Below are 14,509 nucleotides of genomic sequence, written 5' to 3' on the forward strand. Positions count from 1 at the left end.
TAGGGAACAACGGCTTGTCGGCCGGTGTCGGTACCGTCGATGACGAACGCGGTACGACAAAGGGGGCGAGCGAACGACGTGGACGGGGGACGTAAACCCGGCTGGATACGCAGGCTGTGGGCCGAATGCCTACCGCACCGCGCGGTGCTGGGCGGGCTGGCGGCGGCCGTGGCAGGCGGGGCGGTCGTCGAGACCGCTGGGCCGCTGCTGACGAAACGGGCCGTCGACGCGGCGGGGATCGGTGACACGGCGGCGATCAGCGCCGTGGCCGGACTTATCCTGCTACTGGCCGTCAGCCGGTCCGCTGCCGGGTTCGGGCGGCGCTGGCTGGCCGGGCGACTGTCCCTGGACGTGCAGCACACGCTGCGCGTGCAGCTGCTTGGCGCCTTGCAGCGGCTGGACGGCGTCGGACAGGACACGCTGCGTACCGGGCAGGTGGTGTCGCGCTCGATCACCGATCTCCAGCTGGTCCAAGGCCTGCTGGCGATGGTGCCGCTGTCGGGCATGGCACTGCTGGAGTTCGGATCGGCCGCCGCGGTCATGATCTGGCTGTCCCCGCCGCTGGCGGCCGTCGCGCTGCTGGTGGTCCCCGCGATCGGCGTGGTGGTCTACCGCATGCGGCCGCGCCTGCACGCGGCGACCTGGTCGGCGCAGCAGCGCGCCGCCGATCTCGCCCAGCACGTCGAGGAGACGGTCACCGGCGTGCGGGTGGTCAAAGGGTTCGGCCAGGAAGCGCGGATGGTCGATCTGCTCGAGCGGCACGGTCGCAAGCTGTTCGCGGAGCGGATGCGCGCCGCGCGGATCGATGCCGGGTTCGCGCCGTCGGTCGCGACGATTCCGCAGATCGGCATGGTCGCCGTCATCGCGCTCGGTGGACTGCTGGCGCTGCGCGGCAGCATCGGCATCGGCACCTTCGTCGCGTTCGCCGCGTATGTCGCCGTCATGACCGGCACCGCGCGCATCCTCTCCTCGGTGATCGTCATGGCCCAGCTGACCAGGGCGGCGGCCGAGCGGGTGTTCCAGGTGATCGACACCGCGCCGGTCATCGCCGAGCCCGACCACCCGGTGGAACTGCCGGACGGACCGCTCGGCATCGAGATCGATGCGCTGAGCTTCGGTTTCGACCCCGACCGGCCGGTGCTGCGCGAGCTGGATCTGCGCGTGCGGCCCGGCGAGACGGTGGCGGTCATCGGCCCGGCGGGATCGGGCAAGTCCACCCTCGCCCTGCTGCTTCCCCGCTTCTACGCACCGGACGCGGGCAGTATCCGGCTGTTCACCGACGCCACTGCCTCGCACGCCGGCTCCGACATCCGGGCAAACCCGCCCGCCGTGACCGAAACGGTCGGCGTCGACATCGCCGACGTGCGCGCCGCCGACCTACGCGCCGCCATCGGCGTCGTCTTCGACGATCCGTTCTTGTTCTCCGACACCATCGCGGCCAATATCGCCCTCGGACGGCCGGAAGCCACCGACGAGGAGATCAGGCAGGCCGCCGTCCAGGCCGCGGCCGACGAATTCATCGCCGAATTGCCCGACGGCTACGACACGGTGGTCGGCGAGCGCGGCCTCACCCTCTCCGGCGGCCAGCGCCAGCGGATCGCGCTGGCCAGAACGCTGCTTGCCCGCCCGCGCATCCTGGTGCTCGACGACGCCACCTCCGCGGTGGACGCGGTCACCGAGGCCGCCATCTTCGATGCCCTGCCCGACAACGGTGGACGGACCACGCTGATCCTCGCGCACCGGGAGTCGACGCTGGCCCACGCCGACCGCGTGATCCGGTTGCCCGCTCCCGCCGGGCACCTCGCTACCGAGCCGGACCCGGCCGCGACGCCGGTCTCCCAGGGGCGAGCGCTCGACGGTCCCTCCGGTCGGCGCTTCGGCAGCGCGGCGGCCGACATCAGCGAGACACCCGAGCTGCGCAAGACCATCGAGCTCCTGCCGCCCGCCACCGAGCAGCCGGGCATAGACGCGGAGCGGCTCCGCGAGCCGGATCCGGCGTTCCGGCTCACCCGCTTGCTGCGGCCGGTCCGCACATTGGTACTGACGGTGATCGCACTGCTGGCCGCGGACGCGCTCATCGCGATCGCCTTCCCGCCGCTGGTGCGCTACGCGATCGACGGCGGCGTGCTCGGCGACGACGCCGGGGCGCTGGTCCGCACGACGCTGCTCGGCACGGTCCTGGCCGGGGCGGGCTGGGCGGTCGGCGCGGCCACCACAATGCTCACCGCCCGCACCGGGGAACGGGTGCTTTTCGCCCTGCGCGTGCGCAGCTTCGCGCACCTGCAACGGCTCGGCCTGGACTATTACGAGCGCGAGCTGTCCGGGCGGATCATGACGCGGATGACCACCGACGTCGACGCGCTGTCGACCTTCTTGCAGACCGGAGTCGCCACCAGCCTGATCGGCCTGCTGACGTTGGTCGGCATCACGGCCGCGCTGCTGGTCATCGACGTCTCACTGGCGCTGGCCGTGCTGTCGACGGTGCCCGCCCTGGCGATCGCGACGGTGCTGTTCCGGCGGGTGTCGTCCACCGCCTACACCGTGTCGCGCGAGCATGTGTCGGCGGTCAACGCCGACTTCCAGGAGAACGTGACGGGCTTGCGCGCGGTGCAGGCCAACCTGCACGAGCCACGCGCCGCCCGTCGATTCGCCGAGTACTCACAGCGGTACCGCAACAGCCGGTTGCGGGCCCAGCGGGCGATCGCGCTGTATTTCGCGTTCGTCGTCGGATGGGCGGACGTGGCCTTGGCGGTGGTGGTGTACTTCGGGGCGCGCGAAGTCGCCACCGGCGCCACCAGTGCGGGCACTCTGGTGGCGTTCGTGCTGTATCTGGAGCTGCTGTTCGTGCCGATCCTGCAGCTGTCCCAAGTCTTCGACAATTACCAGCAGGCCAGGGTCGGCCTGCGCCGGATCGGGGACCTGCTGCGCACGCCCTCCTCGATCGCCGCCGATTCGGCCGACCCGGTGCTCATCGACGGCGGGCTGCGCGGTGAGGTGATGTTCGACGACGTCCGCTTCCACTACGCGGGCAGTCGCGTTCCCGCGCTGGACGGCGTCTCGCTGCACATTCCGGCGGGCTCCACCCTGGCCCTGGTCGGGCCGACGGGCGCGGGCAAGTCGACCGTCGTCAAGCTGCTGGCACGGCTGTACGACCTGCCCCCGGACTCCGGTTCCGCCGGTGAGGCAGGGCCTGCGGCCGCCGCATCGAAAAGCGAAGCCGGCGTAGTCCCGCATGCCCCAGGCGCGATCCGGGTGGACGGCGTCGACGTGCGCGACTACCGCCTCGCCCAATACCGCTCTCGGTTGGGCATCGTCCCCCAGGAAGCTCACCTGTTCACCGGCGACGTGGCGAGCAACATTGCATTCGGGAAACCATTCGCGACACCCGAGGAGATCGCCGCGGCCGCCGCCGCGGTGGGCGCGACGGAGATGATCGCCGCCCTTCCGCTCGGGATGAACCAGCCGGTCGGTGAGCGCGGGCGCGGCCTGTCGGCCGGGCAGCGGCAGCTGATCGCCCTCGCCCGCGCCGAACTGGTCGCTCCGGACTTGCTGCTGCTCGACGAGGCCACCGCGACGCTCGACCCGGACGCCGAGGCATCGGTGCTGGCAGCGAGCCGGTCGCTGAGCCGGGACCGCACCACGGTGCTCGTCGCGCACCGGCTCGGCACGGCCGCACGCGCCGACCGGATCGCCGTCGTCGATCATGGGCGAATCGTGGAAATCGGCTCCCACGCGGAGCTGCTCGCGGCGGGCGGCCCGTATACCCGGCTGTGGGCAGCGGCGCAGGCGTCGGAGGGAATATTCTCAGGTGACGCCGGGTCATCACCAATAGGGTCGGGGGTGTCGGGTGGTCGGTGAATTCGCCGATTCGCTGCTGGGCCTATCCTCAGATAGGGCGCATCGGCGCGCAATCCGCTGATCCCCGTGCCGGGCACGTCACAAACGTCGCAGCGCGAAGAACGAAATGAGGCGAACACCTGCTGTGAGCAGCTCAACTTCCCAGTTCGGACAGAACCAGTGGCTAGTCGATGAGATGTATCAGAAGTTCAAGCAAGATCCATCTTCGGTCGACGAGAGCTGGCACGAATTCCTGGCCGACTACACGCCTGAGGTAAGTGGCGACTCCGGCAACAACCAGTCCGCCCCCGCGCAGGCCGCCGCTCCCGCACCGGCTCCAGCGGCCGCGAAGCGCAACGACGCCAAGCCCGCCGGCACCAAGCCCGCCTCCCCCGCGGCTCCGAAAGCGCCCGCACCGGCCGCCGCAAAGCCCGCACCGGCCGCCGCCAAGCCGGCCGCGGTGAACGCGCGCACCCCGCAGACCACCCCGGCGCCGACGTCGAACGCCGCGCCGACCTCCGGCCCGAAGCAGGCCGACACCGCCGCCGACGAGTCGAAGGTGCTGCGTGGCGCCGCGGCGGCGGTGGCGAAGAACATGGCCGCCTCGCTGAGCATCCCCACCGCGACCAGCGTGCGCGCCATCCCGGCCAAGCTGATGATCGACAACCGCTTGGTCATCAACAACCACCTCGCCCGCACCAGGGGCGGCAAGATCTCCTTCACCCACCTGCTCGGCTACGCCATCGTGCAGGCGGTCAAGGCCTTCCCGAACATGAACCGGCACTACGCCGAGGTCGACGGCAAGCCGAACGCGGTCACCCCCGCGCACACCAACCTCGGCCTGGCCATCGACCTGCCCGGCAAGGACGGCAGCCGGTCGCTGGTCGTCGCGGCCATCAAGGGCTGCGAGGCGATGACCTTCGGGCAGTTCCACACCGCCTACGAGGACATCGTGCGCCGCGCCCGCGACGGCAAGCTCACCGCCGAGGACTTCTCCGGCGTCACCATCTCGCTGACCAACCCGGGCACCATCGGCACCGTGCACTCGGTGCCCCGCCTGATGAACGGGCAGGGCGCGATCATCGGCGCTGGCGCGATGGAGTACCCCGCCGAGTTCCAGGGCATGAGCGACGAGCGCATCGCCGATCTGGGCGTCGGCAAGCTGATGACGCTCACCTCCACCTACGACCACCGCATCATCCAGGGCGCGGAGTCCGGCGACTTCCTGCGCACGATCCACCAGCTGCTGATCTCCGACGACTTCTTCGACGAGATCTTCCACGGCCTCGGCGTGCCGTACGAGCCGATCCGCTGGCGCAAGGACATCCGCGAACGCGGCGTCGACAAGAGCGCGCGCGTGCTGGAGATGATCGCGGCCTACCGCAACCGTGGCCATCTGATGGCCGACACCGATCCGCTGCGGCTGGTCAAGGAGAAGTTCCGCAGTCACCCGGACCTGGACGTCACCCAGCACGGCCTCACGCTGTGGGACCTGGACCGCACGTTCAATGTGGCGGGCTTCCACGGCCAGGACCAGATGAAGCTGCGCGACGTGCTGTCCGTCCTGCGCGACGCCTACGTCCGCCACGTCGGTGTGGAGTACACCCATATCCTCGAACCCGAGCAGTTGCAGTGGATCCAGGAGCGGGTCGAGCAGAAGCACGCGAAGCCGACTGTTGCGCAACAGAAGTACATTCTGAACCGGCTGAACGCCGCGGAGGCCTTCGAGACCTTCCTGCAGACCAAGTACGTCGGGCAGAAGCGCTTCTCGCTGGAGGGCGCCGAGGCCGTCATCCCGATGATGGACGCGGTGATCGACCAGTGCGCCGAGCACAGCCTCGACGAGGTCATCATCGGCATGCCGCACCGCGGCCGGCTCAACGTGCTGGCCAACATCGTCGGCAAGCCCTACTCGAAGATCTTCACCGAGTTCGAGGGCAACATGAACCCGGCCGCCACGCACGGCTCCGGCGACGTGAAGTACCACCTCGGCGCGCAGGGCACCTACCTGCAGATGTTCGGCGACAACGAGATCGAGGTCTCGCTCACCGCGAACCCCTCGCACCTCGAGGCGGTCGACCCGGTCCTGGAGGGCCTGGTCCGCGCCAAGCAGGACCTGCTGGACAAGGGTGACGGGGCCGAGGGCTTCTCGGTCGTGCCGCTGATGCTGCACGGTGACGCCGCGTTCGCCGGTCAGGGCGTGGTCGCCGAGACGCTGAACCTGTCGGGCCTGCGCGGCTACCGGGTCGGCGGCACCATCCACATCGTGGTGAACAACCAGATCGGCTTCACCACCGCGCCGGAGAACAGCCGCTCCACCGAGTACTCCACCGACATCGCGAAGTTCATCGGCGCGCCGATCTTCCACGTCAACGGCGACGACCCGGAGGCGTGCGACTGGGTGGCGCGCCTGGCGGTCGACTTCCGGCAGAAGTTCCGCAAGGACGTCGTCATCGACATGATCTGCTACCGCCGGCGCGGCCACAACGAGGGCGACGACCCGTCGATGACCCAGCCGTGGATGTACGACGTCATCGACACCAAGCGCTCGGTCCGCAAGGCGTACACCGAGAGCCTGATCGGCCGCGGCGACATCTCGCTGAAAGAGGCCGAGGACGCGCTGCGCGACTACCAGGGCCAGCTGGAGCGGGTGTTCAACGAGGTCCGCGAACTGGAGAAATACTCGCCGGGACCGAGCGCGTCGGTCGAAGACGACCAGCCGGTGCCCGCGAGCGTCGTGACGGCTGTGGACAAGGCCGTCCTGCAGCGCATCGGCGACGCCTTCCTCAACGTGCCCGACGGCTTCAACGTGCACCCGCGCGTCAAGCCGGTGCTGGAGAAGCGCCGTGAGATGGCCTACGAGGGCAAGGTCGACTGGGCCTTCGCCGAGCTGCTCGCCTTCGGCACCCTGATCGATGAGGGGCGCGCGGTGCGCCTGACCGGTCAGGACTCCCGCCGCGGCACGTTCACCCAGCGGCACGCGGTGATCATCGACCGCAAGACCGCCGAGGAGTACACCCCGCTGCACAACATCGGCAGCGAGAACCCGGGCTGGTTCGCCGTGCACGACTCGGCGCTGAGCGAATTCGCCGCCGTCGGCTTCGAGTACGGCTACTCGCTGGGCAACCCCAACGCGCTGGTGTTGTGGGAGGCGCAGTTCGGTGACTTCGTCAACGGCGCGCAGTCGATCATCGACGAGTTCATCTCCTCCGGCGAGGCCAAGTGGGGCCAGCTCTCCGACGTCGTGCTGCTGCTGCCGCACGGCCACGAGGGTCAGGGCCCGGACCACACCTCCGGCCGCATCGAGCGCTTCCTGCAGTTGTGCGCGGAAGGCTCGATGACCGTCGCGGTGCCGTCCACCCCGGCCAACTACTTCCACCTGCTGCGCCGCCACGCACTCGACGGCATCCGCCGCCCGCTGATCGTCTTCACCCCGAAGTCGATGCTGCGCAACAAGGCCGTGGTCTCGGACCTGAAGGACTTCACCGAGAGCAAGTTCCGCTCGGTCTTCAACGAGCCGGCCTACGAGCAGGGCATCGGCGACCGCAGCAAGGTCAAGCGCGTCCTGCTCACCAGCGGCAAGCTCTACTACGAGCTGGCCGCCGAAAAGGCCAAGCAGAAGCGCGAAGACGTGGCGATCGTGCGCATCGAGCAGCTCTACCCGCTGCCCGTCCGCCGCCTGAACGAGGCCCTGGAGGGCTACCCCAACGCCACCGACCTGGCCTGGGTCCAGGAGGAACCGGCCAACCAGGGCGCCTGGCCCTTCTTCGGCCTCAACCTCCCCGAAACCCTCCCCGCCCGCTTCGCCAACACCAAGCTGCGCCGCATCTCCCGCCGGGCGATGTCGGCCCCGTCCTCGGGGTCCAGCAAGGTGCATGCGGTGGAACAGGCGGAGATCATCGCGGAGTCGTTCGAGCCGACCAGCTAGTTCTCGACCCGAGACCGGGCCGGATCGCTCTCTTGAAAGAGCGCTCCGGCCCGGTCTTGCATTTCGCGAACACGAGTTCTGGACGCCGAACCGACTTTCGCTGCCATAGCGAAGAGCGTTGAGCCAGGATCGTTGCGCTCAGACCTTTACGATCTCGATCTCCGGGCCGCACAGCAAGGCCATGTCCTCCGGGTCCGACGTCACCACCGTCACCAGACCTCGAACCGAGCCGGCCGAGGCCGCGAGAACGGCATCAATCGCGTACTTATGGCCTGCCAGACCGTGTTCCCGCAATAGCGCGGCAGCTCGCGCGGCCAACTCGCGAGTGACGGCATGGACATCGATCTGCGACAGCGTCCAGGCGATTCGGGCAGGATGCACTTTGCTGTAGTCGGCTTCCACCGTCGTCATCGCTGTGGTTGCCACTCGCACGCCGTCTTCTTTGGCCGCCTGCACCCACGCGAGCATTCGGCGATCCTTCCGATACAGCATCGACAGCCCCTGGCTGTCGAGAAACAGCACATCCGGCATCAGGCGGCCGATCCGCGCGAACCCCGACGACGCCGCTCGAAACCCAATTCCGCCCGCGCCTCATCGATTTCCGCGCGCGTCAGCGGCTCGTTGTCCTTTTCGAAATCGGCCACCAATTCACCGAGCTTGTCCATCGCGACGCGCTGTTCCAACGCCTCCGCGACGTAGGCGGAGAACCCACCCGGGCCGACGTAGGCCCGAGCCTGCTCGGCAAGGTCTTCCGGCAGACTGATCGAGTATTTCTTACTACCAGCCATACGACTGATGATACCACTGGTGGTAACGTCTGAGTGGCGTCGATCAGCCCCTCCGCCATCGGAGCGAGCCGCGAAACTCATGCCGCCCACAACATCAGACAGCGAGGTCGTCGAACTCTCCCGCTTTACATCCCTCCAGCCAAGCGGCAATCTCGGCTCGGGTGAACTCCAGTGTCCCGGCGTCAGGTGCGCTGCTGTTGCGGACCAGTACGCCCCCTGGAGCGCGGCAACCTCTACGCAAGTTTCCGGCTGGTGAAGCTCGACTTCCGCCAGTCCAGTTCGTTCCAGTCCTGCTTCATAGGAAGAACAGTTCGCCGCAGCCACCGGGCTCCTGCAGTTGCTGCGAACGGCCGAGCCGAACCCTTAGCGCTCCGATGTCTCGAGCGTGATCACCCCCGACTGTGAAACAATTGCACAAATTGCATTTCGGCTGTTCAATACAAAACCGCAGCAGATGATCGCTGTTGGGAACCCGAGCCGGCCTCGAACGTACCGTTCGCAAGGGCAATAATACCGGCCGTTATGCCGGGCATGCGATCACGACTTCAGTCCCCGCTGAACCAAAGATACCCGTTCCTCCGTATAGCGGTTTCGGCGGCATCGCGCAATACGGAGAGCATCTCCGCTTCTTTGTCGTTGTTCGGCAGAGCATCTGCTATCTCATCTAGCAGCATGGCGAGCTGAGTTGTGTTGAACATCGTGTCCGCGTGCGCGTGAAGACCCCGGAGTATCGAGCCCGTCGGAGCATTCTCTCGATACTTGACAAGCGTATCTTCCGCGTCTCCATATACTAGGCCGATCCTTTCGTGGATCTGATTTTGAATGATGATGTCGATTCCCAATTCAACTCCTGACATCTACGGGATCGGATACATGGTAATAATGCCGCCGAATCGGTCGGTAATGATCTTGTATCGACTGGTGGCATGACCGCCCAACTGCTCCGACACGCTGCCGATGACTTTACCGGCGTCAACCTCGCGTTCAAAATTTCCGTCGTGATTCGGTCCTCGTGCCGGCGAATTCTCGGCTGCCTCGGCCAGCTCGTCGAGCTCCTCACCGGTAATCATGTCAGGCCAGGTGCCTTTCGAAGGATTATAGTTGGGAGCGCCTTTGACATGCTTCCCAAGGATGTACTTTTCAACTTCATCAGTCATACCCGGAGCCGGGTTATCCGGAGCCAGCGGCAAGTTCTCGAATTTGTCCGCGTCATCGATGTAAACCTTCATGGCGATGATGGCGCCCAGTTTGAGCGCGATATCGGTGAGGCTGGGGACTTTTTCGAACGCAGTGACGGTGAAGGCCGCTGTACCCGCCACCGCGGAGGCTGTGCCGATTATTTTGATGAGTTTGCTGGTGTCGTAGGTGCTTTTGAGCACTCTGGCGGTATTTCCGGCGATCGCTACGACGCCCACGCCGGCGGCGACGTCGCTGAGGGCAGCGGTGATCCAGGAGGCGGCGACGCCGATGACGACAGTGGTTCCGGCTGCTATCAACGCATTGGTGACCGCGTCCCGGAATTTGTCCCGGGTTTCGGAGGTGGCGGTGCTGTATTCCGCGACAGGTGTGGCGAGGTTGAGGGATGCGGAGGCAAGTTGCGTGGCGCCACTGTTGAGGGTATCGAGGTGGCCGAGGAGGGGGTCGAGGCCTTTTTTGTCCTGGATATCGCTGAACAGGTTGATGACTTCGGTGATCCTGGATGCGGCATCGGTGATGGACTTGTGTTCGGCGAACGTCTTCCAGGTCGACGCGGCCTTGGCGAGTTTTTCTTTGTTGCCGTTGGGCAGCTTGCTTCCGAACTCTTCCTGGACCTTTCCGACCAGGGCATCGTAGAATCCGGGGACACTGCCCTTTCCCTCGGTGACACCGTCACCGTTGTTGCCGACCGAAGTCGGGATGGTCACCTTGTATTCCGACATCGCCGTCACGGTGGGCCGGTCGGGCATCGGGTTGGAGTTATTGGCCAGTGCCCAGTTGTACCCGGCAGCGTAGAGCATGTTGCCGAAGTTGGTGAGCGCGTCGGCCAGGTTCGTGCAGGTCTGCATCGTTTCCTGTGCGACGCGGTCGTAGGTGTTTCCCCATTGTTCGCACCCCGCAGTATTACCGGCCATGCCCGCGCATTCACCTTTGACCGCGTCGTGGACCGGTTTGTCGGCGGTACGTAGGTCGGTGGCTAGGGCGTGGCATTTCTTACCGGCATCGTAGTAAGTCTGCCAGTCGATAACCAGTACACCCATGTTTCTTATTCCTGGGAGAACATTTTGTAGTTCGTGGCGTGGGCGGTGGTGTAGCGCGCATGGGCCGCCTTCGCCGCGTCGCTGACATCCTTCACACCTTCGACGAATTCCCTTGCTCCGATGATCCATTGAGCATGGGCATCGGCATACGCTTGGGCGGCAACGCCTTCCCACCCGCTGCCGGCCAGGGTGGCAACCCGGTCATCGATCTCATCGAGATGCTCGCCGATGAACCCGGCCAGACTCGACAGACGGACCACGATCTCATCGAGATGCTCCAGGTCGACCGAAAACCGAGAGTTCATGGCAGATCCAAACTCGAAGTGTTCAAGGATGCAGCGTTGCTCTCATCACGTGCCTGATAGGTCTCTGCGGTGACGCCGAGCTTCTCCGCCATCCCAGTCAGGGCGGTCATGATTTTGGCGCCGCCGTCGCGGACGTCGGTCCAGCCCTCGGAGAATTCGTTGGCCGCGTCGCCGGTCCAGCTGCCATCGGTCAGCGAAGCGACGTCCTTCGCGGTGGAGTCCAATGCCGCGCGCAATGCCTCGGCCAACTCGTAGACGTACTTGCCGACCTCGCGCACCTTCTCGGGCACCACCGCGAGGTTCTGTCCAGAGGCTGGTGTCCCCCCATCACTCATGACGCGGATCCTAACCGATGCCTCATGCGCCGAGATCCAGTACGACTGTGCGGTCGGTGATCTCCGCGGCGATCGGGAAGACGGCGGTCGAGTCGTGCAGCACGGTCGAGGTGTCGGCGATGTCGACTCGGGCCAGGTGATGCCGATTCGCTGGAGCGGTTCGAACGCTGCGATGCGGGCTTCGTCGGCCGTGGTCGGCGTAAACCAGATCCACTGCGCCGCTTGGGGTGCACGGGAGGATACGCAGGTTGCGCTTGATCGGAGAAACCGACCAGGCGGGGACCGCTGGCGCCGTCGATGCGCTGGGCGTCGTTTGCGCCGAGCTGGCGGACCACACGGTCGGGATTATGAAACCCCAGTCTTCATCCGGTCCAGAATCCTGGGCTGCCACTGGTAGAACCAACTGAATTTATAGGACTCTCCGTCGGGCGACGAGGTGGCGGCATAGGTGAACCGACGGTCTGTCGTGTTGATCGGGACTTCGTCGACGAGCTGCTCGAAGCGCGGATCGATCCGAACCGGAAGCGTTGTCGGGTCCGGTGTGATCACGGGAAAGCAGAGGCGCTCGATCCGGCGCGACTCCCAGCTGAAGGTGGCGTATATATCGAATGCTTTCTCGGTGAGCGAGAGGAATTGGTCGCTCGGTTCCGGAAGTCCGGCATCCCGGTGCAGCGACATGATGGCGCGGGGTGCGAAGCAGTCGGCCGGCAGTCCGGGGAAGTACACGTTCATCGTCTTGTCGTGGTAGTCGATGCCGAGCAAGCCGACCTTGTCCTCCAAGCCGTGACGGGCGAACATGTCGGCGTGGTCGGCGAGACCGGGCGGCATGGATGGCAGTTCGGCGAGCTCAGATACCTTCTGCATGCCATCGGCGGGAAAGAACGGCCAGATTTTCTTGAAGCCGCCGACTACACCGATGTCGATCCCGTAGCTGTGGATGGGGCACCGTTCCCGGACTTGGTCCAGCAGAGCGCCGACCGGATGATCGGTCTCGGGAACGAGTTCGTTGGAAAGGGCGATGCCGTAAGGGTCGACGTCGCTGGGCAGCGTCAGGAAGCGGTAGTCGAGGTCGCCCGAGCGGCGGGCGTCGGTGACCACTCGGAAAGAGATCACGGAGCGCGTGAGCATCGCACCGTATGCGGTCAGAGTGGGCCAGACAGCTTCTCGGGTGCAAGGCACGTCCCATAGCCGCGCGGATTTCTCAATGGCCGCATAGAGATCGTCCAGTTCGGATTCGGTAGTGGTGAACACGCGTCCTTCCAGACATCGGCGCTACGAGCAACATCGCGATTCCGCCAATTCGGTTTACGCAGAACATGACTCAGATTCTGGAGTCGAACGGGGACCGCAGCTAGCACTCTACGCTGCAGCATCCTTCCAGGGTCACGCGGTCGATGAGCGGAGGTGGCGGGTGAGGGCATGGCCCAGTTGCGGGCCGAGCGAGCCGGTGTGGTCGATGCCCGGATGACTGCCCATACCTATATGGGCAACCGCGATACAAGTAGCGTCTGACCGGCACTACCGGCGACAGGCCGGCGTCGACGTGCTTCCGTCGAGGTCCGACCCCACCGCCGCAATCATTCGCGACACGCCATTCGGCATAGCTAGCATTTGACACGATGCACGTTGACTTGATGCTCGATTCACTCGATGGACTGTCTGTTGGGGATGCGCTGGGCGCGGAATTCTCGATCATGGGCCGGTCGATGCCGGATCTTCGGGCAGGAGATCCTCCTGCCCGACAGTGGGGGTGGACCGACGACACCGAGATGGCATGCACCGTGGTCGCGCAACTCTCCAGTCACGGTGGGATCGACCAGGATCGGCTTGCCACCGCCTTCGCGCAACGGTTCGACCCGCGCCGTGAATACGGCTTCCTCGCGGTCGACACCCTGCGTCGAATCCGCAATGGCATGCACTGGCGGGAGGCGGCCGGAGCCGCCTTCGATCATCAGGGTTCCTGTGGCAACGGCGCGGCCATGCGAGTCGCCCCGCTGGGCGCCTTCTTCGCCGACGATCCGGAAAGAATCGCCGCCGAGGCGGCACGGTCGGCGCAAGTGACACATCTGCATCCCGAAGGCGTCTTCGGCGCGGTCGCGGTGGCCCTCGCGGCCGGTCAGGCCGCTCGTGCTCGCCTGATCGGGAGTCCGCCCACGCCAGAGGGATTCCTCACTGCCCTCCTCGACCGCCTCGACGACGGTGAGACCAGCCGACTGATTCGCCGTGCTCGCACCCTGCTCGGAGCCTCGGCGAAGGATGCTGCAAGGGAACTCGGCAACGGATCCCTGGTAACCGCACAGAACACCGTGCCGTTCACAATGTGGGTCGCGGCAACGCATTTGGACAACTACCCGGCCGCGATTACCACATGTATTGCGGCGGACGGAGATATCGACACCACGAGCGCCATCGTGGGCGGGATCGTCGCCGCCTATGCCGGCGTCGGAAGCCGCCCCGCTCCGATCGCCGGCGTGCCGCAGACTTGGCTTGCCGCGCGAGAGCCGTTGCCCGGCTGGTTCACCCCGACTCTTCGAACACGACGACGCAAGAGATCCGCGTCCGGCCGCGTTCGACAATGGCTCTCCGGCGCATCGTGAGCACGCCCGTGGCGCTGCCGTAATCCTCATCGGGTTGCCACTGCCACTATCTCGACGGCTCCGGGCAAATAACTCAGTGGATGGCCGCGCTGGGCAGCCTTCGCGCTACCTGGTGACTAGAACTTCCGCTGCTGGTGCCGTCATCGCGGCCGATTACCGAGTGCATCGAACACCAAGCTCCCAGCAGCGTCATACCATCCACCATCCGAGCCCCGCGTGTAGACGACTTCGCCGTTCGCGTCGCGCCACGTGCCGGCTTCTAAGGTCCAGCCTTGGAACTCCGTTCCTGACAGGTCATCGGAGAACCTTCCGCCGAGCCCACCGACATGCCCTTCGCTGGATAGGCCCGCCGCTCGGAGTTCGATGTTGAACGCCTCGAGCTGTCGGCGGGTGCGTTCGATCTCCTCGTCGCTGGGCCTCCTCGCTGCGGCTTCGGCGTTGCTGAAGAAGAGTTTGCCTCCGAATTTTTTCGGCATGAATTT

At 65.9% G+C, this 14,509-nt stretch carries 13 protein-coding genes; 3 read left to right on the forward strand and 10 right to left on the reverse strand.

The window, feature by feature from the left end; all coding sequences use genetic code 11:
* The first annotated feature begins 39 nt into the window (after positions 1-39).
* Both ABZ420_RS21160 and ABZ420_RS21165 read left to right on the forward strand, forming a co-directional pair.
* A complete protein-coding gene (locus tag ABZ420_RS21160; protein WP_357125227.1) occupies positions 40-3,858 on the forward strand; it encodes an ABC transporter ATP-binding protein in 3,819 nt (1,272 codons plus the stop codon).
* Between the two features lie 106 nt (positions 3,859-3,964).
* On the forward strand, positions 3,965-7,765 hold the full coding sequence (locus tag ABZ420_RS21165) for a multifunctional oxoglutarate decarboxylase/oxoglutarate dehydrogenase thiamine pyrophosphate-binding subunit/dihydrolipoyllysine-residue succinyltransferase subunit (RefSeq protein WP_357125230.1): 3,801 nt from the start codon (positions 3,965-3,967) through the stop codon (positions 7,763-7,765).
* Between the two features lie 138 nt (positions 7,766-7,903).
* Here the strand turns inward: ABZ420_RS21165 and ABZ420_RS21170 are convergent, their stop codons facing one another.
* The 9 genes from ABZ420_RS21170 to ABZ420_RS21210 form a co-directional block, all read right to left on the reverse strand.
* Positions 7,904-8,296 carry a DNA-binding protein gene (locus ABZ420_RS21170; RefSeq protein ID WP_357125233.1) on the reverse strand — a complete coding sequence of 131 codons (393 nt, stop codon included), beginning with the start codon at positions 8,294-8,296 and terminating at the stop codon, positions 7,904-7,906.
* On the reverse strand, positions 8,296-8,553 hold the full coding sequence (locus tag ABZ420_RS21175) for a hypothetical protein (RefSeq protein ID WP_357125236.1): 258 nt from the start codon (positions 8,551-8,553) through the stop codon (positions 8,296-8,298). The genes ABZ420_RS21170 and ABZ420_RS21175 overlap by 1 nt, the downstream gene beginning before the upstream one ends.
* Before the next feature lie 94 nt (positions 8,554-8,647).
* Positions 8,648-8,794, reverse strand: a complete 147-nt coding sequence (locus ABZ420_RS21180; protein WP_357125239.1) for a DUF397 domain-containing protein — start codon at positions 8,792-8,794, stop codon at positions 8,648-8,650.
* A gap of 304 nt (positions 8,795-9,098) precedes the next feature.
* Positions 9,099-9,395: a hypothetical protein gene (locus ABZ420_RS21185; RefSeq protein WP_357125242.1), complete on the reverse strand. Its 297-nt coding sequence runs from the start codon at positions 9,393-9,395 to the stop codon at positions 9,099-9,101.
* Positions 9,396-9,410: 15 nt separating this feature from the next.
* Entirely contained in the window at positions 9,411-10,790 is a 1,380-nt protein-coding gene (locus tag ABZ420_RS21190; RefSeq protein WP_357125245.1) for a hypothetical protein, read from the reverse strand.
* A 5-nt stretch (positions 10,791-10,795) separates the two neighbouring features.
* Positions 10,796-11,095, reverse strand: coding sequence for a WXG100 family type VII secretion target (locus tag ABZ420_RS21195; RefSeq protein WP_357125248.1), 300 nt, complete (start codon positions 11,093-11,095; stop codon positions 10,796-10,798).
* Positions 11,092-11,430, reverse strand: a complete 339-nt coding sequence (locus ABZ420_RS21200) for an ESX-1 secretion-associated protein (RefSeq protein ID WP_357125251.1) — start codon at positions 11,428-11,430, stop codon at positions 11,092-11,094. Before ABZ420_RS21200 ends, ABZ420_RS21195 begins: the two co-directional genes overlap by 4 nt.
* A 22-nt stretch (positions 11,431-11,452) precedes the next feature.
* Positions 11,453-11,644 (reverse strand): hypothetical protein, encoded by a 192-nt coding sequence (locus ABZ420_RS21205; RefSeq protein ID WP_357125253.1) that lies wholly within the window; start codon positions 11,642-11,644, stop codon positions 11,453-11,455.
* Positions 11,645-11,775: 131 nt separating this feature from the next.
* Positions 11,776-12,681, reverse strand: a complete 906-nt coding sequence (locus tag ABZ420_RS21210; RefSeq protein ID WP_357125256.1) for an aromatic prenyltransferase — start codon at positions 12,679-12,681, stop codon at positions 11,776-11,778.
* A 368-nt stretch (positions 12,682-13,049) separates the two neighbouring features.
* Here ABZ420_RS21210 and ABZ420_RS21215 point away from each other — a divergent pair, with 368 nt between their 5' ends.
* Positions 13,050-14,027 (forward strand): ADP-ribosylglycohydrolase family protein, encoded by a 978-nt coding sequence (locus ABZ420_RS21215; protein WP_357125259.1) that lies wholly within the window; start codon positions 13,050-13,052, stop codon positions 14,025-14,027.
* 140 nt (positions 14,028-14,167) lie between these two features.
* Here ABZ420_RS21215 and ABZ420_RS21220 read toward each other — a convergent pair whose 3' ends face one another.
* Complete coding sequence (locus tag ABZ420_RS21220) at positions 14,168-14,503, reverse strand: hypothetical protein (RefSeq protein ID WP_357125261.1); 336 nt, start codon at positions 14,501-14,503, stop codon at positions 14,168-14,170.
* Positions 14,504-14,509: the final 6 nt, after the last annotated feature.

This window comes from Nocardia sp. NPDC005745 (genome assembly GCF_040630775.1).
GTDB lineage: Bacteria > Actinomycetota > Actinomycetes > Mycobacteriales > Mycobacteriaceae > Nocardia.